Annotated in this window: 20 protein-coding genes; 9 read left to right on the top strand and 11 right to left on the bottom strand. The window is 58.4% G+C overall.

All coding sequences use genetic code 11. The features are described 5' to 3' along the window. Positions 1 to 75: 75 nt before the first annotated feature. Together H8B20_RS05660 and H8B20_RS05655 are read left to right on the top strand one after the other, a co-directional pair. The gene (locus H8B20_RS05660; protein WP_210622593.1) at positions 76 to 813 is read left to right on the top strand and encodes a hypothetical protein; all 738 of its coding nucleotides are present in this window, start codon (positions 76 to 78) and stop codon (positions 811 to 813) included. A gap of 71 nt (positions 814 to 884) precedes the next feature. Beyond that, positions 885 to 2,804, top strand: coding sequence for an alkaline phosphatase D family protein (locus H8B20_RS05655; protein ID WP_210622592.1), 1,920 nt, complete (start codon positions 885 to 887; stop codon positions 2,802 to 2,804). A 125-nt stretch (positions 2,805 to 2,929) separates the two neighbouring features. On the opposite strand, the gene H8B20_RS05650 is transcribed toward H8B20_RS05655, so the two are convergent. Continuing rightward, on the bottom strand, positions 2,930 to 4,102 hold the full coding sequence (locus H8B20_RS05650) for an aspartate aminotransferase family protein (protein WP_210622591.1): 1,173 nt from the start codon (positions 4,100 to 4,102) through the stop codon (positions 2,930 to 2,932). Positions 4,103 to 4,204: 102 nt separating this feature from the next. On the opposite strand from H8B20_RS05650, the gene H8B20_RS05645 reads away from it, so the two are divergent. Both H8B20_RS05645 and H8B20_RS05640 read left to right on the top strand, forming a co-directional pair. Next, the gene (locus tag H8B20_RS05645; RefSeq protein WP_115147738.1) at positions 4,205 to 5,110 is read left to right on the top strand and encodes a LysR family transcriptional regulator; all 906 of its coding nucleotides are present in this window, start codon (positions 4,205 to 4,207) and stop codon (positions 5,108 to 5,110) included. A gap of 140 nt (positions 5,111 to 5,250) precedes the next feature. Beyond that, positions 5,251 to 5,955 (top strand): hypothetical protein, encoded by a 705-nt coding sequence (locus H8B20_RS05640; RefSeq protein WP_210622590.1) that lies wholly within the window; start codon positions 5,251 to 5,253, stop codon positions 5,953 to 5,955. Positions 5,956 to 6,025: 70 nt separating this feature from the next. Here H8B20_RS05640 and H8B20_RS05635 read toward each other — a convergent pair whose 3' ends face one another. The 8 genes from H8B20_RS05635 to hmpA form a co-directional block, all read right to left on the bottom strand. Beyond that, positions 6,026 to 6,517, bottom strand: a complete 492-nt coding sequence (locus tag H8B20_RS05635; RefSeq protein WP_042560955.1) for a RidA family protein — start codon at positions 6,515 to 6,517, stop codon at positions 6,026 to 6,028. Positions 6,518 to 6,851: 334 nt separating this feature from the next. After that, positions 6,852 to 7,739 carry a heme o synthase gene (gene cyoE, locus H8B20_RS05630; protein WP_042560956.1) on the bottom strand — a complete coding sequence of 296 codons (888 nt, stop codon included), beginning with the start codon at positions 7,737 to 7,739 and terminating at the stop codon, positions 6,852 to 6,854. Between the two features lie 10 nt (positions 7,740 to 7,749). Beyond that, the gene (gene cyoD, locus H8B20_RS05625) at positions 7,750 to 8,085 is read right to left on the bottom strand and encodes a cytochrome o ubiquinol oxidase subunit IV (protein WP_042560957.1); all 336 of its coding nucleotides are present in this window, start codon (positions 8,083 to 8,085) and stop codon (positions 7,750 to 7,752) included. Further along, positions 8,085 to 8,708, bottom strand: a complete 624-nt coding sequence (cyoC, locus tag H8B20_RS05620; RefSeq protein WP_042560958.1) for a cytochrome o ubiquinol oxidase subunit III — start codon at positions 8,706 to 8,708, stop codon at positions 8,085 to 8,087. Before cyoC ends, cyoD begins: the two co-directional genes overlap by 1 nt. Before the next feature lie 3 nt (positions 8,709 to 8,711). Further along, positions 8,712 to 10,742: a cytochrome o ubiquinol oxidase subunit I gene (gene cyoB, locus H8B20_RS05615; RefSeq protein ID WP_042560959.1), complete on the bottom strand. Its 2,031-nt coding sequence runs from the start codon at positions 10,740 to 10,742 to the stop codon at positions 8,712 to 8,714. A 3-nt stretch (positions 10,743 to 10,745) separates the two neighbouring features. Continuing rightward, positions 10,746 to 11,687: a ubiquinol oxidase subunit II gene (gene cyoA / locus H8B20_RS05610; protein ID WP_042560960.1), complete on the bottom strand. Its 942-nt coding sequence runs from the start codon at positions 11,685 to 11,687 to the stop codon at positions 10,746 to 10,748. 825 nt (positions 11,688 to 12,512) lie between these two features. After that, positions 12,513 to 13,022: a disulfide bond formation protein B gene (locus tag H8B20_RS05605; protein WP_210622589.1), complete on the bottom strand. Its 510-nt coding sequence runs from the start codon at positions 13,020 to 13,022 to the stop codon at positions 12,513 to 12,515. A gap of 252 nt (positions 13,023 to 13,274) precedes the next feature. After that, positions 13,275 to 14,456 (bottom strand): NO-inducible flavohemoprotein, encoded by a 1,182-nt coding sequence (gene hmpA / locus H8B20_RS05600; RefSeq protein WP_210622588.1) that lies wholly within the window; start codon positions 14,454 to 14,456, stop codon positions 13,275 to 13,277. Positions 14,457 to 14,620: 164 nt separating this feature from the next. On the opposite strand from hmpA, the gene norR reads away from it, so the two are divergent. The 5 genes from norR to H8B20_RS05575 all read left to right on the top strand — a co-directional run bounded on the left by norR (position 14,621) and on the right by H8B20_RS05575 (position 19,241). Then, positions 14,621 to 16,180 (top strand): nitric oxide reductase transcriptional regulator NorR, encoded by a 1,560-nt coding sequence (norR, locus tag H8B20_RS05595; RefSeq protein WP_210622587.1) that lies wholly within the window; start codon positions 14,621 to 14,623, stop codon positions 16,178 to 16,180. 355 nt (positions 16,181 to 16,535) lie between these two features. After that, positions 16,536 to 17,438, top strand: coding sequence for a chemotaxis protein CheV (locus H8B20_RS05590; RefSeq protein WP_042560964.1), 903 nt, complete (start codon positions 16,536 to 16,538; stop codon positions 17,436 to 17,438). Between the two features lie 3 nt (positions 17,439 to 17,441). Beyond that, complete coding sequence (locus tag H8B20_RS05585; protein WP_228732653.1) at positions 17,442 to 17,924, top strand: GNAT family N-acetyltransferase; 483 nt, start codon at positions 17,442 to 17,444, stop codon at positions 17,922 to 17,924. 157 nt (positions 17,925 to 18,081) lie between these two features. Then, the gene (locus H8B20_RS05580; protein ID WP_210622586.1) at positions 18,082 to 18,408 is read left to right on the top strand and encodes a hypothetical protein; all 327 of its coding nucleotides are present in this window, start codon (positions 18,082 to 18,084) and stop codon (positions 18,406 to 18,408) included. Between the two features lie 83 nt (positions 18,409 to 18,491). Next, positions 18,492 to 19,241 (top strand): YkgJ family cysteine cluster protein, encoded by a 750-nt coding sequence (locus H8B20_RS05575; RefSeq protein WP_210622585.1) that lies wholly within the window; start codon positions 18,492 to 18,494, stop codon positions 19,239 to 19,241. A 194-nt stretch (positions 19,242 to 19,435) separates the two neighbouring features. On the opposite strand, the gene H8B20_RS05570 is transcribed toward H8B20_RS05575, so the two are convergent. Further along, positions 19,436 to 19,675 (bottom strand): hypothetical protein, encoded by a 240-nt coding sequence (locus H8B20_RS05570; RefSeq protein WP_047303058.1) that lies wholly within the window; start codon positions 19,673 to 19,675, stop codon positions 19,436 to 19,438. A 111-nt stretch (positions 19,676 to 19,786) separates the two neighbouring features. Beyond that, positions 19,787 to 20,092 (bottom strand): type 1 fimbrial protein, encoded by a 306-nt coding sequence (locus H8B20_RS05565; RefSeq protein ID WP_210622584.1) that lies wholly within the window; start codon positions 20,090 to 20,092, stop codon positions 19,787 to 19,789. Positions 20,093 to 20,269: the final 177 nt, after the last annotated feature.

Here is a 20,269-nt window from a genome sequence, read left to right as displayed (position 1 = left end):
TCTTGCTGCCCATTATTGCAGCGTGCTCGAAGCGTGCTGCCTTGAGCGTTTTTGCAGGTTTAAGGAAAGGATCAAATGGAGTTTTTGCGTTTTCTGGCGTTTTTCGCGGCCTGGGGTTTCATGTGGCGCTGGGTGGTCAAGAACCGTGGCAGCTGGAATATTTTCTACGGCAACATTGTTGGCGCGGCCGGCGGTTTTATTGTGGCCATGGTGGTGTTGTCGATCACCCTGTCGCTGTTCCCTTCGTCGAATGACTACGAGGCGGCGAAGGCTGAAAACACGCAGGTCGCCGAACCGACCTCTTTATTGCCTGAGGCCGAGTCAGTCACGCCCGCCGCTGCGCTGAAGGATGCGCCGGTGTTTGCCGCCATCGAACCGGATGACAAACCTTCGCCCGCCGACTCTGCCTTGCTGCCGAACTACGCCAGCCGAGCGCCGAAGTCGATGGCGGTACAGATCGTGCTGAACCAGAGTGACGACCAGGGGCGCAAAGCCCTCGCGGCGTTGAGCAAAAAGTTTCGCAGTGACGCACAAGCCGACAAGTCGATGCTCGCGTATGTCATGTGCAGCCCGTTCGTGACCGGCACGTTGCGCTTCCCCGCGTCGGCTCGTTTTGCTGACAGCAAAAGCCTCGTCAGCCACCGTTTCAAGGATCAGGTTTACACCTTCAGCAACACCGTCATCGCTCGCAACATGACCGGCGACGATGTCACCTACCGGTTCGATTGCTCCGTGCAAGAGCAGCCAAGAGTTGACGCGACGCCTGCCGAATGGCGTCTGCTGGATCTGAAACTGCAAAAAGCCGACTCTTAAGCCTCACTTAAGCGTTCAAGGCGCCGGCTGCGCTATCATCGCCGGCCGTGCGCCTTGAGTCTTGTCCCCGGATGTCTCCAACACTTGATGAACTGATCCCGCTGCCACCGGTTTTGGCCGGCCCGTTGTTGCGACGGCTTGAGCCCAAGCGACTGGTGCTGTGGCTGGTTGGCACGCGCCAACTGTCGCTGACTTTGCGCGTGCAAGGTGTAGGAGACATTCCTCTGGATGCCGAGAAATGCACGGTCATTCCCGTAGGCACTCGCGCATTCGTTCATCTCATTGATGTCAGCCTCGAAAACGCCCTGCCCCTCGACGAGTTTGTCGATTACGACGTGTTGATTGATGGCGACGCGTGCATCGCCGATTGGGCGCCGCATCTGTTGTATGGCGACGCCAGGTGCCCAAACTTCGTGGTGCGTTCGCGGATCGACCAGTTGCTCCACGGTTCTTGCCGCAAGCCGCACCATCCGGCGGTGGATGGTTTGCTCTGCGTCGACCATCTGCTGGCCACCGAAACCGACCCGCAACAGCGCCCGGCGCTGCTGATGATGAGTGGCGATCAGGTCTACGCCGATGACGTCGCCGGGCCGACGCTACGAGCGATTCATGCCTTGATCGGACGCCTCGGCCTGTTCGACGAACACCTCGAAGGCGCCGTGGTCAGCGACAGCGCCAAGCTCTATAACCATCCGGCAAGCTACTACCATCGTGCGGATTTATTACCGGCACTTGAGAGCAACGAGACATTGCGCGAGCGATTTTTCGGCGGTGCGCGTAAGCCGATTTTCACCAGCAGCAGCGCCGACAATCATCTGGTGACGTTTGCCGAAGTCATGGCGATGTATTTGCTGGTGTGGTCGCCGGTGGCTTGGACATTGATCAATCCGACGACACCAACGCTGACGCCCGAGCGCCTCAAGCGCTATACCCTCGAACAAACTCGTATCGACGCCTTCAAGGCTGGCCTGGGCAACGTTGCCCGGGCGCTGGCGCATCTGCCGAGCCTGATGATTTTCGACGACCACGACATCACCGATGACTGGAATCTTTCTGCGCAATGGGAGGAAACGGCCTACGGCCATCCGTTCTCCAAACGCATCATCGGCAATGCGTTGATCGCCTACATGTTGTGCCAGGGCTGGGGCAATAACCCGGACGCGTTTAAGGATGTGCTGGTGAAGACTCGACGTCTGATTGCCAGCGGCGATGACCATTACCTCGACAGCCCGGTGCAGGACGATCTGATCGATGAACTGCTGCGCTTTCAGCACTGGCATTTCGTGCTGCCCACCAGCCCGGCGCTGGTGGTCATCGACACCCGGACCCGACGCTGGCGCAGCGAAATGGTGCTCAAGCAACCCTCAGGACTGCTCGACTGGGAAGCGTTGAGCGAACTGCAGCAGGAGTTGCTCGATCACCCGTCGGCGATCATCGTTTCACCCGCGCCGATCTTCGGTGTGAAGCTGATTGAAACCGTGCAAAAAATCTTTAGCTGGTGCGGTTTTCCACTGCTGGTCGATGCCGAAAACTGGATGGCCCACCGGGGCGCCGCGCAGGTGATCCTGAACATTTTCCGACACTCGCGCACGCCCGGAAACTACGTGGTGCTGTCCGGCGATGTGCATTATTCCTTCGTCTACGAAGTACTTATCCGACACCGCAAGGCCGGCCCGCGAATCTGGCAGATCACCAGCAGCGGCATCAAGAACGAGTTCCCGCCTACGTTGCTGGAGTGGTTTGATCGCCTCAACCGTTGGCTTTATTCACCACGCTCGCCACTCAACTGGCTGACCAAACGCCGCCGCATGCGCATCGTGCCGTACACGCCAGAACATGCTGAAGCCGGCGAACGGTTATGGAATTCGGCGGGGATCGGTCAGGTGTTTTTCAATGAACAGGGACAGCCGCGAGAGATCATTCAGCACAACTCGAACGGCGCGCCCCAAACGCGAATGCTGGCGCCGGATTTGGCGGATTATCCGAAGTAGAGCTATGCACCTTTCCCATGTAGGAGCGAGCCTGCTCGCGATTGCGATCGATCATTCAAAATGAATGTCGCCTGACAATGCGCTATCGCGAGCAAGCTCGCTCCCACAGGGTTATCGCGTAGCTATCAAATCGAAGTCACAGCCCGCGCGACACCTCTAACAATCATCCCCACCTCCCGCTCATCAATCGTCAGCGGTGGCAGCAGCCGTATCGTCTTGCCACGCGTGACGTTGATCAGCAGCCCATGATCCCGCGCCGCGATCAGTGTCAGATCCCGAATCGGCTGTTTCAGTTCGATGCCGATCATCAATCCCTGCCCTCGAATCGCCAGCACATTGGGGTTGTCCGCTAATTCTGCGCGTAACCGCGTCAACAGGCGCTCACCCTGTACTTGGGCGTTCTCCAGCAGGCCTTGCTCTTCGATGATGTCCAGCACGGTGCAGCCAACCCGACAGGCCAATGGGTTACCGCCAAACGTGCTGCCATGACTGCCCGGTGTAAACAGATCCGCCGCCCAGCCCCGCGCCAGACACGAGCCGATTGGCACGCCGTTGCCGAGTCCTTTGGCCAATGTCATGACGTCCGGGACGATCCCTTCGTGCTGGAACGCAAACCACTGGCCAGTGCGGCCGATGCCGGTCTGGATCTCGTCAAGCATCAGCAACCAGGCATGCCGGTTACAGATGTCGCGCAGGGCCTTCAGGTAACCGGGCGGCGCGAGTTGCACGCCGCTTTCGCCCTGAATCGGTTCGACCAGTATCGCCACGATCCGCTCGCCGTGCTTGCGCTGAATCTGCCCGATTGCGGCGAGATCACCGAACGGGACTTTGACGAAATCACCCGGCAGTTCACTGAAGCTCGAACGCACCGCCGGCCCGTCGCTGGCAGACAGCGTGCCGAGCGTGCGGCCATGAAACGCGTTGGCCATCACCACCACCAGCGGTTGCTCGATCCCTTTGCGCCAGCCGTAGAGCCGCGCCAGTTTTAGTGCAGTTTCATTGGCCTCGGCCCCGGAATTGTTGAAGAACGCGCGCTCCATCCCCGACAGTTCGGTCAACCGCTTTGCCAATTGCTGCTGCCAGTCGATGCTGTACAGATTTGAAGTGTGTAGCAGCAGTCCGGCCTGCTCGCTGATGGCCGATACGATCCGCGGGTGCGAGTGGCCGACGTTGGTCACGGCGACCCCGGCGACCGCATCCAGATACTCGCGGCCAGCCTGATCCCACAGTCGAGTGCCCAGGCCCTTGGTGAAGCTCAGGGCCAGTGGTTGGTAGGTGTTCATCAGGGCGGCGGTCATGACTTCAAACTCCAGTGAAGGTCGGTGTGTTTGCAGTATGGTTAGCCACCAGAACTGGATAAACTCGGCAAAACTTCAATCATTTATAAGCTGGGCTTGATAATGGATTTGTTTCAGTCGATGAACGTCTACGTCAAAGTCGTCGAAGCGGGGAGCATGACGGCGGCCGCGTTGCAGTGCGATATGTCGACGACGATGGTAGGCAATCATCTGCGAGCGCTGGAGCAACGGCTTGGTGTGCAACTGCTGCAGCGCACCACCCGCCGCCAACGACTGACCGAGTTCGGCAGCGTCTACTACCAGCGCTGCCTCGAAGTGCTGGGCCTGCTGGCCGATTCCGAACGCCTCGCCGAACAGGCTCTGGACGAACCTCGCGGCATCTTGCGCATCACCGCACCGCTGACCTTCGGCGTTGAACGCATGGCCCCGGCGCTCAGTGAGTTTTCCCTGCAATGGCCAAAGGTCAAACTCGATGTGGTGCTGACCAACAGCCGTCCGGACCTGCTCGAAAACGGGCTCGACGTCGCTTTTCGGCTGGGCAACTTCGAGCAGTCCAACCTGATCGCGCGGCCATTGATCGATTACACCCTGACGGTCTGCGCGTCGCCGGACTATGTGGCACGGCGCGGCATGCCGCTGACGCCGCAAGACCTGCAACAGCATGACTGCCTGTCCTTCGCCTACCCCACCGGCGATGACTGGCAATCGGTGGAAAAGCGCTGGCGCCTCAGCGGCCCGGACGGGGAAATCATGGTCGACGTCAGTGGCCCGATGCTGATCAACAGCTCCGCCGGTTTGCATCAGGCCGCACGCACCGGCATGGGCATCGTGATGCTGCCCGATGCACTGGTGGAACAGGACCTGCGCGATGGCAGACTGGTGACGGTCATCCCCGACTACCAGCCGCCCAGCCGTCCATTGCACCTGTTATACGCCCCGGATCGGTATCGACTGCCCAAGCTCAGACGTTTCGTCGAGTTTGCGATGACAGCCTGGGGCAGATCCTGATTCAGCGGTGAGCTACGGAAAAAACTCGACCGCCAGCCCGTTGCTCCGTGACAACGTCGCCCCGCTCCCCTAAATTAGTCGACCTGAAAAAGCCCCGTGCTTGCTCATCTCCACTCAAGTTAAAAAGTAGTGAAATTTCAATGTCCGATTTCAACACCGCTGAATCCGTAGTCACCGAATCGTCCAAAGCGGAATACGAAAACTCCATCAATCTTTCACAACACCTGCCACAAGCCAAAATCATCAGCGAGATGGTGCTGGACGCGTTCCAGTCGAGCCGCGAGAGCGACCAGATCCGTGAACTGCGCACGGCGATCCGAGAGGCGCACGACCGCTTCGATGACGACAAGGCCTACGAACTGATGGGCGAACTCAAGAGCCTCAAGGATGCCGAGGCTGCCGACATCGCCGCCCTCGAAGACCTGAGCAGCAAGTTCTCGATCGGCCGCATCCTCTCCAGCTTCAAGGACGATCCGGCTTTCCAGGAAATCGTTTACGGCCTGGCGCTCAAAGTGCTGAACCAGACCCATCAGGCGATCAGCAACCCGAGTGGCGGCAAGAGCAAAGCGGCACGTGCGAAGAAAGAAGTCGAAATCTTCACCATCAGCAAGGATGGCAGCAGCGTGACCCTGCCATTGCGCACGCCACGCTCGCGTCTGAATGTGGACCGTGAAGCGCTGGAGTTCCTTGGTTTCACCTTCGTCGGTGAAGGTGAGGAAGCCGAAATAGATAGCGAAACCTTCGTCGATAATGCCGGCACCGAACAGGCCGTCAACCGCAAGAACATCATCACGGCCCTGCAGCAGCGGACCGCATTTGATGGCTACAGCATCGCCGCGCAGTAACCCGGCCACGCTGACGAAAAAGCCCCGCACTGCGTGATCAGGCGGGGCTTTTTGTTTTCCGGCGCGAGGATTATGCGCCCGAGTGCAATGCCGCAATCATGTCGACTTCAATCGCCGCATTCTTCGGCAACTGATAGACGCCCACCGTGGTGCGCGTGTGCCGGCCAGCATCGCCGAGCACATGGCTGAACACATCCGACGCACCGTTGGCCACTTCACTCAGGTCAACAAAGTCAGGCGTGGACTTCACGTACACCGTGACCCGCAACAGCGCCCGGATCTTGTCCAGCGAACCGACCGCATCGACGATCAGCGCCAGACACCGCATCGCGCTGATGCTCGCGGCGGCCTGTGCGTCCTTGAGCGTCAACTCCAGGCCAACCCGACCGGGGTACTGAATCTTGCCGTGGGTACGTGGCACCATGCCGCTGATGTACAGCTCATCGTGATGACGGATCAGCGGCGCGTAGTTGCCGCCGGCGGTGTTCTCACCGTGGATGTCGTAGTTCAGCTCTTGTGCCAGGGCAATGAAGCGTTCGTCGCAGGTCATCCTCTCAGTCATTTCGCCCAGCCTCGTTATCGGTGCATGAAGTACAGTTGAGCCCCCCGGGAAATGGTATGGCGCTATCACTGTCATGGTTGGATCCGAATCTAGGGGGTTTACTCCGATACCGCAACTCAACCCTGTAGGAGCTGCGGCACGCTGCGATCTTTTGGTTTTGATTGTAGTTTTAAAGACCAGGATCAAAAGATCGCAGCGTGCCGCAGCTCCTGCAAGGGTATCGCGTCGAGGTGGCCCCTGCTCGCGATTGATGGCGCCTCAATCACCGAAATTCAGCCAACAAAAAACCCCGCACATCTCTCGATGGCGGGGTTTTTCTCGAAGCATCCAAACCTTACGGCGCGTACGTCAGCAACAACTCGCTCGGCACCTTGAAGTCCAGGGACATCATGACGCTCAACGCAGTGATGGTGAAGATCGAGAACACGAACAGCTTGCGTGCCCAGACAGTGTCATCCACTGCCTTGTAGCCGGTCCAGGCCATGTACAGCCAGTACATGCCCATCGCGGCGGCGACGGCCAGGTAGCTCATGCCGGCGTAGCCGCTGAAGGTCAGCATCAAGGTCGCCACGAGGAACGCCAGGATGTAGAGCAGGATGTGCTTCTTGGCCACTTTAATCCCGCGCTTCACTGGCAGCACCGGAATCGATGCGGCCAGGTAATCGTTGAAGCGGAAGATCGCGATGGCGTAGGAATGCGGCATCTGCCACAGGCTGAACATCACCAGCAGAACCAGCGCGGCCATGTCGAAGCTATTGGTTACAGCGACGTAACCGATCACTGGCGGCATGGCGCCCGACAGACTGCCCACCAGCGTGCCGTGAACCGACTTGCGCTTGAGGTACAGGCTGTAGAAGCCGACGTAGATCACGAAGCCGATTACCGCGAACAGGGCGGCCAACGGATTGGCCACCTTGTACAACAATGCAACGCCGAGAACACCAAGGATGGTCGCGTAGATCAGGGCCAGTTTCAGGGAGATCAAGCCCTGGACCAGCACCCGGTTCTTGGTGCGTTCCATCTTCAGGTCGATGTCGCGGTCGATGCAGTTGTTGAACACGCAACCGGAGGCTACAACCAGGGAGGTGCCGATCATGGCTGCCAGAAACACCGCCAGATCGACATGCCCTTTCGAGGCCAGGAAGAACCCGCCTGCCACAGAAAGCACGTTACCGAAAATGATCCCCGGTTTGGTGATTTGGATAAAGTGCTTGAGCGACATCGGGTCTACCTCACTTCGCCATCATGTACGTGTGGATGCTGAACATGATCCACAGCGACAGGCCAACCAGCAGCACGATCACGATGGCCGTGAAGACGAACGCAATCACGTTGTTACGCTGAGCAATGGAACGGTCCAGGTGCAGGAAGTAATACAGGTGAACAATCACCTGGATCACTGCGAACAGCATGACAATTGCCAGTGTCGTCATCTTCGGCAAGGTCGGGTACATCACCAGGCCGAACGGAATGACAGTCAGGATTACCGAGAGAATGAAGCCAATGGCGTACGACTTGGCGCTGCCGTGGCCAGCATCATGGCTGTCATGGGAGTGTGCGTTAGCCATTACAGAGTCCCCATCAGGTAAACAACGGTGAATACGCAGATCCACACCACGTCCAGGAAGTGCCAGAACAGGCTCAGGCAGCTCAGACGGGTCTTGTTGGTCGCCGTCAGGCCGTGCTTGTTGACCTGGTACATCATGATGCCCATCCAGATCAGACCTGCGGATACGTGCAGACCGTGGGTACCGACCAGGGTGAAGAACGCGGACAGGAAGCCCGAACGGCTAGGACCGAAGCCCTCGGAGATCAGCAGGTGGAACTCGTTGATCTCCATGGCGATGAAGCCAGCACCGAGCAGGAAGGTCATGAACAACCAGCCCAAAACCTGCTGCTTCTTGCCTTTGTACAACGCCAGCATGGCGAAGCCGTAGGTGATCGAACTGAACAACAGCAGAGCGGTTTCGCCCAGCACGTATGGCAGTTCGAAGATGTCGTGGCCCGACGGGCCACCGGCAACGTTGTTTACCAGTACCGCGTATACCGCGAAGATCGACGCAAACAAGATGCAGTCGGTCATCAGGTAGAGCCAGAAACCGTATACGGTCATCTCGCCCGAATCGTGGTGATGGTCATCGTGCCCATGTTCGCCATGGGCGTGTCCAGCATTGGTCACTAAATTCGACATGGTTTAAGCCTGTTCCAACGAGGTTTCAACACGGGTGGCACCGGCCGGGATTTTCCCTGCCGCAACCAGACGCTTGTGCTGCTCGGCTTCGATGCGCTCGATCGTTTCAACCGGAACCATATAGCCCTGGTCGTCACGTGCAGCGTGGATCACGAAGTAGACAACAGTGCCTACCAGGCTCGCGATTGCCAGCCACCAGATGTGCCAGATCATGGCAAAACCGAAGACGGTCAACAGCGCGCCCATCACAACGCCAGTGGCGGTGTTGTTCGGCATGTGGATCGGCTCGTACTTGGCCGGACGCTGGTACGCGGTACCGTTTTCCTTGGCTTCGGTGAACGGGTCGATGCAGTCAGCCTTAGGCAGCACGGCGAAGTTGTAGAACGGCGGTGGCGACGAGGTCGACCATTCCAGGGTGTGTGCATTCCACGGGTCACCGTGATCGCAAACGTTCTCTGGCTTGTTGCGGTCACGCACACTGACGTACAGCTGGATCAGTTGGCAGGCGATACCGACAGCGATCATCACCGCACCGAACATGGCAACGTACAGGTACGGTACCCACTCAGGGTTGGTGGTGGCGTTCAGACGACGGGTCATGCCCATGAAGCCCAGTGCATAGAGCGGCATGAACGCGACGAAGAAGCCCGAGATCCAGAACCAGAACGCTGCTTTACCCCAGCCTTCGTGCAGCTTGAAGCCGAACGCTTTCGGGAAGTAGAACGCAAAACCTGCGATGTAACCGAATACCGCGCCGCCGATGATCACGTTGTGGAAGTGAGCGATCACGAACAGGCTGTTGTGCAGAACGAAGTCAGCACCCGGGATGGCCAGCAGTACGCCAGTCATGCCGCCGATGGCGAAGGTCACCATGAAGCCCAGCGTCCACAGCACCTGGCTGGTGAAGCGCAGACGGCCCTGGTAAATGGTGAACAGCCAGTTGAATAGCTTCACACCCGTCGGGATGGAAATCAGCATCGTCGCCAGACCGAAGAAGGCGTTGACGCTTGCACCCGAACCCATGGTGAAGAAGTGGTGCAGCCAAACCATGAAGCCCAGTACCGAGATCGCGCCCGAGGCGTAGATCATCGAGTGGTGGCCGAACAGTTTCTTGCCGGTGAAGGCCGAGATGACTTCCGAGAAAATGCCGAATGCCGGCAGGATCAGGATGTATACCTCAGGGTGGCCCCACGCCCAGAACAGGTTGACGTACATCATTGGATTGCCACCAAGTTCATTGGTGAAAATGTGGAAATCCATATAACGGTCAAGGGTCAGCAGTGCCAGGGTAGCGGTCAGGATCGGGAACGAAGCCACGATCAGAACGTTTGCCCAGGTGCAGGTCCAGGTGAAGATCGGCATGTCCATCAGTTTCATGCCAGGGGTACGCATTTTCAGCACGGTGGCGAGGAAGTTAACCCCCGTCAGCGTTGTACCCAACCCGGATAACTGTAGCGCCCAGATGTAGTAATCCATCCCCACGCCCGGACTGTATTGCAGGCCCGACAGTGGTGGATAAGCAACCCAACCGGTCTTGGCGAATTCGCCAACGCCCAGCGACAGGTTGATCAGCACAACGCCGGATACCAGCAGCCAGAAGCTCAGGGAGTTCAGGAACGGGAAGGCAACGTCACGCGCGCCGATCTGCAGCGGCACTGCAAGGTTCATCAGGCCGGTGAAGAATGGCATCGCCATGAAGATGATCATGATCACACCGTGAGCGGTGAAGATCTGGTCATAGTGTTCAGGTGGCAGGTAGCCAGGCGAACCCTCGGTGGCCATGGCCAACTGGGTACGCATCATGATGGCGTCGGCAAAACCGCGCAGCAGCATGACCATGGCGACGATGATGTACATCACGCCGATTTTCTTGTGGTCAACCGAGGTCAACCACTCGGTCCACAAGTAAGTCCACTTCTTGAAGTAAGTGATTGCAGCGAACAGTGCCAGACCACCCAGCGCGATCATGGCGATGGTCACCATCACGATCGGCTCGTGGAAAGGAACCGCTTCCCAACTTAATTTACCAAACATTGTTTACTCCTCTGCCCCGGCAGCTGAATGCGAACTCGAGTCAATTTCCGTGGCCGCCACTTCTTTCTCTTTCTTCTCGTGCTTCAGCGGCTTGCCCGGCTTCATACCTTCGTACTTGTCGACGATGATCTGGAACTGGTTCGGCGTGACCGAGGAGTAGAGCTCGACTGGGTTGTTCTGGCTCGGTTTGGCAAGGGCTGCGTATTCAGCTTGATCAAGCTGTTTAGGTGACTTCTTGACTTCACTTACCCAGGCGTCGAAATCTTCCTGAGTTGTCGAGATGGCTTTGAACTTCATGCCGGTGAAACCTGCGCCGCTGTAGTTGGCGGAGATACCGTCCATTTCAGCGTTGCGGTCAGCGATCAGGTGCAGTTTGGTCTGCATGCCCGCCATCGCGTAGATCTGGCCGCCCAGGCCCGGGATGAAGAACGAGTTCATCACGGCGTCGGAGGTGATCCGGAAGTTGATTGGCGTGTGCGCCGGGAACACGATCTTGTTGACCGTGGCAATGCCTTGTTCCGGGTAGATGAACAGCCACTTCCAGTCCAGCGCAACCACTTCGATGGTGATCGGTTTGACGTCGGATTCGATTGGACGATACGGGTCCAGTTCGTGGGTCGAAATGTAGGTGATGTAACCCAGCGCGATGATGATCAGAACCGGAATGGTCCAGACGGCCACTTCGATCTTGGTCGAGTGCGACCATTTCGGCGTGTAGATGGCGTCTTTGTTGGAGGCGCGATACTTCCAGGCGAACAGGAAGGTCATGACGATAACCGGCACAACGACCAACAGCATCAGCAGGGTCGCGGTGATGATCAGGTTGCGCTGTTCCAGGCCGACCTGGCCCGTTGGATTGAGCAGGGTCATGTTGCAGCCTCCCAGCAACAACGTGCCGAGCAGCGGCACTAGGCCTAGTAATCTGGGGTACCTGTTTTTACTCATCTCACGACCTCTAAAGCAGCTTGCGCAATGCAGTTGGGTTTTGATCGCCAACACTTCACCCTGCCAAGGGTTGGCATTTTCTTTGGATTGAATAAGGGCCGCCCGTCGCGCGTCAGACGCTCGACAAAACCTGGGACAGCGGTAAGTTCTTATTCGAATTCGTGGTCAAAGGCCTTGTTACAGACCAATTCCATTTGGTGCGGAAAGTTGGAAGGCACCGACACCTGGGTGTCTTGAAAGCCTCACAGCCTGCTCGACACCCGACTTCCTGCTCGCCTCCTTAATAAAGGCTGAACAGCGCCGGGAATTCAGTGCGGGCGATTGTAGATAGGTAGCGCCCTATACACCATGTCTTATCCCGAAATAATTTTTATCCGTTCAAGCAACAATCCATCGCCATTTTTGCAAAAGTGCCGCATGTTATCGAAATAGATTCTCAACAAAAACGCCAAAATTTGTAGGTGTATCCGCCTCAGTTCAGACAGCTCTGAAGGCTTTTTCCGAGGGCTGGATCGGCGCAAAGCCCGATACCCCAAGGCTTCTGGCCATTTGCCCGCGCTTGTTAAAACTGCCTGATCTGGCACACGCGTTCAAAAGCCCAAAAACACCGAAACAGACCAATCCTTTTTTGTAACAGTGCGCCAATCCGGGTAGGTGGATCGGCTCGCGACACCGCCTGTGTGACAACATGTCGCACACCTGCCACACCCTTCCTTGCCGTTCGTCACGGTGTTTTCACAAACACTCTGAAATGCAAAACGCCCCGATCTGCTGAACCGCAAATCGGGGCGTTTTCTGTATCGGCAATAACGCGCAATAGTTGACTCAGCGCAGTGCTTTTCGATTACGCGAGGCCAGCAGCGGAACCAGGATCACCACCAGTACGAACGCTACCAGCGCCCATTGCGCCAGCGACAGACCGAGGACTGGCGGGTACGGCGTCGAGCAGAAACCGTCGACCTGGAAGCCCAGCGGGAAGATCTTCGCCAGCGGCAGATCATCAACAATAGGCTGCAACACATCGATGCCACAGCTGATCGCCGGATAGAACTGGGTGTACACGTGATGCCCGGCGACTGCCGCCCCGGCAATCGCACAGATCACCACCAGCACTTCGAATACGGTGATGCTGCGCCGGGTGCGCGTGGCCGCACCGATAAAGGCGAACAGCGCGATCAGCAGCAACGCATAACGCTGCAGGATGCAAAGTGGGCACGGCGCCTCGCCGAGCACGATCTGCATGTACAGCGCGCCGCCGATCAATGCCAGGCAGATAATGCCCAGCAGCACCAGAAAGCGCCGCTCACGTCCCAATCGAATTGTTTCCTCGCTCATCGCGTTTCCCTTATATGTCCATGGTTCAGCCGTCTGGCGACTGAAAGTTGTCGCAAGTCTACACCGGGGAAATAAACGATAAAGCGGTTAAGGAACCATTAATTCAAAGGGATATTTCAGAACGGAACCGTGTAACGGCCATCACGGGCAAGCCCGCTCCCACACGTCCAGCGTCGTACATGAATTTTGCGTACGCCATAAAACCTGTGGAAGCGGACTTGCCCGCGATACGGACTACTCGGTCTCGACTATTTATTCCAAGGCAGCAGCCGGCCCGAAGAACTCATACCGGCTCTGTTTCTCCGGCACACCCAGCGCTTTCAGATGCCGCTTGATCGCGCTCATGAAACCTTTCGGCCCAAGGAAGTAGGCGTCGACATCGCGCTGCTCCGGCAGCCATTGAGCGAGCAACTCCTGGCTCAGTATCCCGACCTTGTCCGCTGCAGGGCTCACGCCGTCGTCTTCGGCGTAGCAATAGAAACGCTTGAGTTGCGGATGACGCGCAGCCAGGCCGTCGATCCAGTCGCGGAACGCATGCACACTGCCATTGCGCGCGCAGTGGATGAAGTGCACCGGGCGCTCGGTTTCCAGCGCCGCCTCGAGCATCGCCAACGTCGGGGTGATACCAACGCCGCCGCTGATCAGCACCAGTGGTTTGTCGCTGGCAGCCAGGGTGAACTCACCCGATGGTGGGAACAGCTGAAGGCTCGCGCCGACATGCAACTGATCGTGCAAGTGATTGGACGCGCGCCCCCCCGGTTCGCGTTTGACGCTGATACGGTACTGACCTTTATTCGCCAGCGCCGACAGCGAATAATTGCGGCGGATTTCTTCGCCATCGAGCACCAGCTTCATGCCGATGTACTGACCCGGCTCGGCCGCCAGAATCGGGCCTTTGTCCGCAGGCTCAAAGTAGAAGGAAGTGATTTCCGCGCTCTCTTCGACCTTGGCCGCAACGATGAATTCGCGCGCCCCGCGCCAGCCACCAACGGCTTGCTCTTTCTGGTCATAGATGGCGGTTTCGGCGCCGATCAGGATGTCGGCGAGTTGACCGTACGCCGCGCCCCAGGCACTCATCACTTCTGGCGTGGCGATCTCTTCGCCGAGCACTTCAGAGATGGCGCGCAACAGGCAGGCACCGACAATCGGGTAGTGCTCCGGCAGGATCTGCAAGGCGACGTGCTTGTTGATGATCTTCGCCACCAGATCGCCCAACTGGTCGAGCTGATCAATATGCCGGGCGTACATCAACACACCGTTGGCCAACGCACGCGGCTGGTCGCCGCTGGCTTGATGCGCCTGGTTGAACAATGGGCGCACTTGCGGGTATTCGGAGAGCATCATGCGGTAGAAGTGCGTGATCAGCGCCTCACCGCCGCTTTCCAGCAAAGGCACGGTGGATTTGACGATGGCACGATCCTGGACGCTAAGCATAAGGGGGACTCCTGGGCTTTCTGGAAAAGTTACCCTAGAGTTATCAGTTTCCATGCCAACTTATTTATTCATATAAATCAGCATTTTAAAAAATATGTAGTCAATTCGACCCAACGCTATTTATAGTCACTCCGACTACATCTTGTCTCTTTGACTACACGACCATGATCGCCAAATCCTTGCTGACCGCTTTACTGCCGCTGGTCTCCGACCTCTCCCGCGAATTGCCGGAGGGTGAGCGTTATCGTCGACTGCTCGAAGCCATGCGCGCCCTGCTGCCCTGCGATGCCGCCGCGTTGTTGCGCCTCGACGGCGAATCGCTGGTGCCACTGGCAGTGGATGGCTTGAGTACGGACACCCTCGGCCGCCGCTTCAAGGTCAGTGAGCACCCGCGCTTTGAAGTGTTGCTGGCAGGGTCCGGGCCGACCCGGTTTGCCGCCGACAGCGACTTGCCCGATCCTTACGACGGTTTGATCGACGGCCTCGACGATCACCTGGAAGTCCACGACTGCCTCGGCTGTCCGCTGTTTGTCGATGAAAAACTCTGGGGCCTGATCACCCTCGACGCGCTTGATCCGGAACGCTTCGAGCCGATCGAACTGGACGTATTGCAAGCCTTCGCCAGCCTTGCCTCGGCCACGGTCAACGCCGCCGAACGCATCGAGCGTCTGGCGATCCGGGTCGAAGACGAGCACCAGCGCGCCGAGATTTACCGTCAGGCCAGCGGTCAGCAGAACCGCGAAATGATCGGCCAGAGCAAGACGCACAAGCGCCTCGTGGAAGAGATCAACCTGGTCGGCGGTAGCGACCTGACCGTGTTGATCACCGGCGAAACCGGGGTTGGCAAGGAGTTGGTGGCTCAGGCGATCCACGCTGCCTCAGCCCGCGCCGACAAACCGATCATCAGCCTCAACTGCGCGGCACTGCCCGACACGTTGGTGGAAAGCGAGTTGTTCGGCCACGTGCGCGGCGCCTTCACCGGCGCTACCAGCGACCGCCGCGGCAAATTTGAACTGGCCAATGGCGGCACGCTGTTTCTCGATGAGGTGGGCGAATTGTCGCTGACCGTTCAGGCCAAACTGTTGCGCGTGCTGCAGAGCGGCCAGTTACAACGTTTAGGCTCGGACAAGGAGCATCAGGTCGACGTGCGCCTGATCGCTGCGACCAACCGCGATCTGGCCGAAGAAGTGCGCAGCGGTCGCTACCGTGCCGACTTTTACCACCGCCTGAGCGTCTACCCGCTACGGGTGCCGGCCTTGCGTGATCGTGGACGTGATGTGTTGCTGCTCAGCGGCTTCTTCCTCGAACAGAACCGTTCGCGCATGGGCCTTAATAGCCTGCGACTGAACAGTGACGCCCAGGAAGCCCTCCTCGCCTACACTTGGCCAGGCAACGTGCGCGAACTGGAACACTTGATCGGGCGCAGCGCGTTGAAGGCCTTGGGCAACTGCAAGGTGCGGCCGAAGATTCTCAGTTTGAGTGCGGCGGATCTCGATTTGCCGCGTGAGGTTGTGGATAACTTGCCTGAGCCGCTTGCTGCGGTTGTGGCGTCAGCGCCATTGATCAGCGGGGATTTGCGCAGTGCTACCGAGGCGTACCAGCGGCAGTTGATCAGTGCTGCGCTGGAGCGTCATCAGGATAATTGGGCGAGTGCGGCGCGGGAGTTGGGACTTGATCGGGCGAATCTGGGACGGATGGCCAAGCGGTTGGGCATGAAAAACTAAAAGCCCCCTCACCCTAACCCTCTCCCGGAGGGAGAGGGGGCTGATTGGGGGATATTGAAGAGCTGCGCCAACGTGAACGTGCAGTGCTGAATCCATAATCGGCTTGGTCTTTCACGCGAACGTGCAGTGTCGAATCCATAATCGACTGGGTCTTTCAGGTCGATGTATTGCGCAAGACACCTCGGTCGGCCCCCTCTCCCGGAGGGAGAGGGCTGGGGTGAGGGGCTTTGGCTTTGGAACGCAACACCACCCGACAACTGACCTAAAGCCCACCCCATTAGCGCCGATAACCCGGCATCAATAGTTTCTGGCGATTTCCACCCTCGCCCATCACCTTTTTCCACAGAAGGTTTTTATGTCTTCCAACAAAGCCCGCGCAGATTCACTTTCGCTTCTGCTGTTTACCTTGCGCAGCGGCAAGCTGATGGCGATCAACCTGCTGAAAGTCAGTGAAATCATTCCCTGCCCGCCGCTGACCAAGCTGCCGGAGTCGCATCCGCACGTCAAAGGCATCGCCACCCTGCGCGGTGCCGCGCTGTCGGTCATCGACCTCAGCCGCGCCATCGGCGAGCGACCGCTGGAAGACCCCAACGGTGGCTGTCTGATCGTCACTGACGTCAGCCGCTCCAAACAGGGCCTGCATGTTCAAGCGGTGAGCAAAATCGTCCACTGCCTGACTACCGACATTAAACCACCGCCATTCGGTTCTGGCGGACCGCGCGCCTACATCACGGGGGTGACCTCGGTGGACGGCACGCTGGTGCAGGTGCTGGATATCGAAAAAGTCATCCACAGCATCGCTCCGGCGCAAATCGAAATGGCCCCGACCGACCTGACCATGGAAGACGCAGACGTCCTCGGCAACGCGCGGATTCTGGTGGTCGACGACAGTCAGGTGGCGCTGCAACAATCGGTGCACACCCTGCGCAATCTCGGCCTGCAATGCCACACCGCACGCAGCGCCAAGGAAGCCATCGACTGCCTGCTCGATTTGCAGGGCACCGCCCAGCAGATCAACCTGATCGTCTCCGACATCGAAATGTCCGAGATGGACGGCTACGCCTTCACCCGCACCCTGCGCGAGACCCCGGATTTCGCCCATCTCTACGTGCTGCTGCACACCTCGCTCGACAGCGCGATGAACAGCGAAAAGGCACGGCTGGCCGGGGCCAACGCGGTGCTGACGAAGTTCTCCTCGCCGGAGCTGACCCAACGTCTGATCGAAGCGGCCAAACACGTCGCGGCCAACGGTTATTGACTCTTGGGCGAGATTTACTGCTTTTTGCTGCGGCGCGATCTGAGTGCAGACGTTCCGGATGTCTTGTGGCCGCAGGGCATTGAAATCAGCACCTATCGCCCGGAACTGGCTGGCGCCGTGCATGACTTGATGCAACTCGGTCACCGCGAAGGTGGCGGCCGGGTACCGGCGCTAGAGGTTTGGCAGCAACGGTTTGAACGCGATCCGGAATATGACCCGGCTCTGTGTTTCATTGCCATTGATGCCGAGGGTGTCGTTGGTGTGGCGCAGTGCTGGACGAGTGCGTACATCAAGAATCTGGTCGTGCATCCGCGCGCCCAGGGTCGAGGATTGGGCCGGGCATTGCTGTTGAATGCATTCAAGGTGTTTCAGCAAAGGCGCGAAGGGTTTGTCGATTTGAAAGTGTTGGAAGACAACCTGCGGGCACAGCGATTGTATGAAAGTGCCGGAATGTACGTAGTCCGCCGGGAAATCGTACCGACCTGAAGAAAATCAAAAGATCGCAGCCTTCGGCAGCTCCTACAGATATCGCATTTCCATGTAGGAGCTGCCGAAGGCTGCGATTTTTTAACGTTGGCCCAAGTAACAATAGTCTTTAGGCATACTCCAACCCTTGGCCACTCAATCCAAGGATGCCCCAACCATGAAAACCTTCACCGCAAGCTTGCTCTGCCTCACCGCCCTCGCCTCCAACGCCCACGCGTCCAGCCCTGACGCCTGGGCCGCCTACGACAAAACCGTGCTCGCCAGTTGCACCAAAGCCAGCGGTTTGAAGAACGCCAAACCGGTCGGCAATGCCGCGCAATTCGACGACCGCGTCGGCTACACCGCCGTGCTGCTGCAAGGCCAGTACCCGCAGAAACACATGAAAGGCCAACAAGGCACCGAGCTGTGCCTGTACAACAAAAAATCGAAAACCGCATTCGTCACCGAATGGGACTCGATCCGCCCGACTGCCAAAACCCAATGAATGGCGCATAACTTGCTTCGATCGGTGATCCCATGGCGGCTTTACGTCGCTGATTCACACCCTGATTGAAGATTGATCGTTCAATGAATACGACGTTTTCCTGCGTAGGCTGCGGCAAGTGCTGCACCGACCACCATGTCCCCCTGACCCTCGCCGAAGCCCGCATGTGGGCGGCCGACGGTGGTCAGGTGATCGTGCTGGTAGAGGCTTTTCTCGGCAACGGTCTGGGCTTGCCGGCGCAGCAGCGTGAACATGCCGAACGGCGTTCGGTAGCGGTGCGCAGCGGTGAATCGGCGGTGCACGTGGCCATCACTTTCGCCGCGTACAATGTCGGACCTTGTCGGAATCTTGACGATGACAAGCTGTGCCGCATCTACGAGCGTCGACCGTTGGTGTGTCGGATTTATCCAGCGGAGATCAATCCGCACATTCCGCTCAATCCTGCCGCCAAGGATTGCCCGCCCGAATCGTGGGAACAGGGGCCGGTGTTGATCGTCGGTGGCGAGCTGGTCGACCAGGAACTGATCGAGCTGATCCAGCGTTCGCGTCAGGCTGATCGTGATGACATTCGGACAAAGGATGCCATCTGCGCTGCGCTGGGTATCCGGACCACGGCGCTCAAGGGCGACGGGTTTACCGCGTATTTGCCGAATATGGACGCTTTTGCGAAGGTAATTGACCAGGTCAACGCGCAACCACAGGGTGAAGTGGCCAGTGAATGGCTGTTTCATTTGTCCGGGGATGATGTGGCCGCGCAAGTGCGGGCGGCGGGGGCGCTGGTGGTGACGGAGCCGGCGCTGACCTATGCGTTTATTTCGTTGCGGGCGGCTTGATACAGATGCTCGAGTGGCTGCTCGGGCCCCATCGCTGGCAAGCCAGCTCCCACAGGGTCTTGTGTCGTACATCAATGAAGTGAACAACCGAGATGGCTTGGCAGCGATGGGGCCAGTGAAGGCGACCCAACCCCAGACCTGTCGTCGCGCCCGGTTCCCTCACGCCACCCAACGCAAATTCCCGAGCAGAAAAGTCAGCGCTTGCCCATCGAACGACGGGTGCCCGGCGGCGCCATGCCTGGGCTCTTGGTATGGCCGTTCTTGGCGCCGTTCTTGTACCACGGCTGGTTAGAGCCTTTGGCACCTGCCAGTTCGCCCGGCTTGAACGGGAACTTGAATGCCGGGATCTCGGCTTTGGAATCGCTGGCGTCGGCCATATCGGCCGGGACATCGCTCACAGCGTCGTCAACCGGCGGTTGGATCGGGGAAGTCATGAAAGCTCCGCAAAACAAAAAGTCGCGCCCGGTAAGTGGGCCGCGAAGGGGCGCAGTATACCTGCGCGCCGTGGCTCGGCACCTGAAGATTTGCACCGCACGCCGAACGGCTTACAGGTAATTGATGGTCACGATGCCATTGTCGGTGGAGGTTTTCAGCGGCTCATAGGTTATGGAAAACGGCAACGCCCCGCGGCTGCAAGCGTTGCGGTAAGTGTCTACATCAACGTTCACCCCTGGCTTGAGTTCGATCTGCCGGGACTCGCTGGTCACCAGCGCACCCACTCGCCCGACTTCACATCCGGAATCGACGATTTGCCCGGTGAAGCGGATCTCGCCCGAGAGGATCTGAGGCGCGGCGCAGACCGTTAGCGGAAGTAAAACAAGCACACTGGAGATGACAGTTTTGAGCTTCATTGCAAGACACTCCCGAAGAGACCCGCAACGATAGTGGCTGGGGTATACAACGTGTATCCGCTGGCGGGAGCGGATCTTTAGAACGGTGAACGGGAGTTCAGATTTAAAAATGATCAATCCCCCTCCCCCCCCCCACCGCTCAACAGGATCAGCGCAAGCCCGGCTGCCGCCCTTGAT

It is taken from the genome of Pseudomonas sp. P42 (genome assembly GCF_017973755.1).
GTDB lineage: Bacteria > Pseudomonadota > Gammaproteobacteria > Pseudomonadales > Pseudomonadaceae > Aquipseudomonas > Aquipseudomonas iridis.
This window is presented reverse-complemented; position numbering and strand designations above follow the sequence as displayed.

What these genes read in the sequence shown, in the direction of transcription:
- cyoE (WP_042560956.1), bottom strand. Translation starts at nt 7,739, where the DNA reads ATGTCGCTCAAGCACTTTATCCAAATCACCAAACCGGGGATCATTTTC.
- H8B20_RS05660 (WP_210622593.1), top strand. Translation starts at nt 76, where the DNA reads ATGGAGTTTTTGCGTTTTCTGGCGTTTTTCGCGGCCTGGGGTTTCATG.
- norR (WP_210622587.1), top strand. Translation starts at nt 14,621, where the DNA reads ATGATCGCCAAATCCTTGCTGACCGCTTTACTGCCGCTGGTCTCCGAC.
- H8B20_RS05650 (WP_210622591.1), bottom strand. Translation starts at nt 4,102, where the DNA reads ATGACCGCCGCCCTGATGAACACCTACCAACCACTGGCCCTGAGCTTC.
- H8B20_RS05565 (WP_210622584.1), bottom strand. Translation starts at nt 20,092, where the DNA reads ATGAAGCTCAAAACTGTCATCTCCAGTGTGCTTGTTTTACTTCCGCTA.
- hmpA (WP_210622588.1), bottom strand. Translation starts at nt 14,456, where the DNA reads ATGCTTAGCGTCCAGGATCGTGCCATCGTCAAATCCACCGTGCCTTTG.
- cyoC (WP_042560958.1), bottom strand. Translation starts at nt 8,708, where the DNA reads ATGTCGAATTTAGTGACCAATGCTGGACACGCCCATGGCGAACATGGG.
- H8B20_RS05590 (WP_042560964.1), top strand. Translation starts at nt 16,536, where the DNA reads ATGTCTTCCAACAAAGCCCGCGCAGATTCACTTTCGCTTCTGCTGTTT.
- cyoD (WP_042560957.1), bottom strand. Translation starts at nt 8,085, where the DNA reads ATGGCTAACGCACACTCCCATGACAGCCATGATGCTGGCCACGGCAGC.
- H8B20_RS05640 (WP_210622590.1), top strand. Translation starts at nt 5,251, where the DNA reads ATGTCCGATTTCAACACCGCTGAATCCGTAGTCACCGAATCGTCCAAA.
- H8B20_RS05570 (WP_047303058.1), bottom strand. Translation starts at nt 19,675, where the DNA reads ATGACTTCCCCGATCCAACCGCCGGTTGACGACGCTGTGAGCGATGTC.
- H8B20_RS05580 (WP_210622586.1), top strand. Translation starts at nt 18,082, where the DNA reads ATGAAAACCTTCACCGCAAGCTTGCTCTGCCTCACCGCCCTCGCCTCC.
- H8B20_RS05635 (WP_042560955.1), bottom strand. Translation starts at nt 6,517, where the DNA reads ATGACTGAGAGGATGACCTGCGACGAACGCTTCATTGCCCTGGCACAA.
- H8B20_RS05645 (WP_115147738.1), top strand. Translation starts at nt 4,205, where the DNA reads ATGGATTTGTTTCAGTCGATGAACGTCTACGTCAAAGTCGTCGAAGCG.
- H8B20_RS05655 (WP_210622592.1), top strand. Translation starts at nt 885, where the DNA reads ATGTCTCCAACACTTGATGAACTGATCCCGCTGCCACCGGTTTTGGCC.
- H8B20_RS05575 (WP_210622585.1), top strand. Translation starts at nt 18,492, where the DNA reads ATGAATACGACGTTTTCCTGCGTAGGCTGCGGCAAGTGCTGCACCGAC.
- cyoB (WP_042560959.1), bottom strand. Translation starts at nt 10,742, where the DNA reads ATGTTTGGTAAATTAAGTTGGGAAGCGGTTCCTTTCCACGAGCCGATC.
- H8B20_RS05605 (WP_210622589.1), bottom strand. Translation starts at nt 13,022, where the DNA reads ATGAGCGAGGAAACAATTCGATTGGGACGTGAGCGGCGCTTTCTGGTG.
- cyoA (WP_042560960.1), bottom strand. Translation starts at nt 11,687, where the DNA reads ATGAGTAAAAACAGGTACCCCAGATTACTAGGCCTAGTGCCGCTGCTC.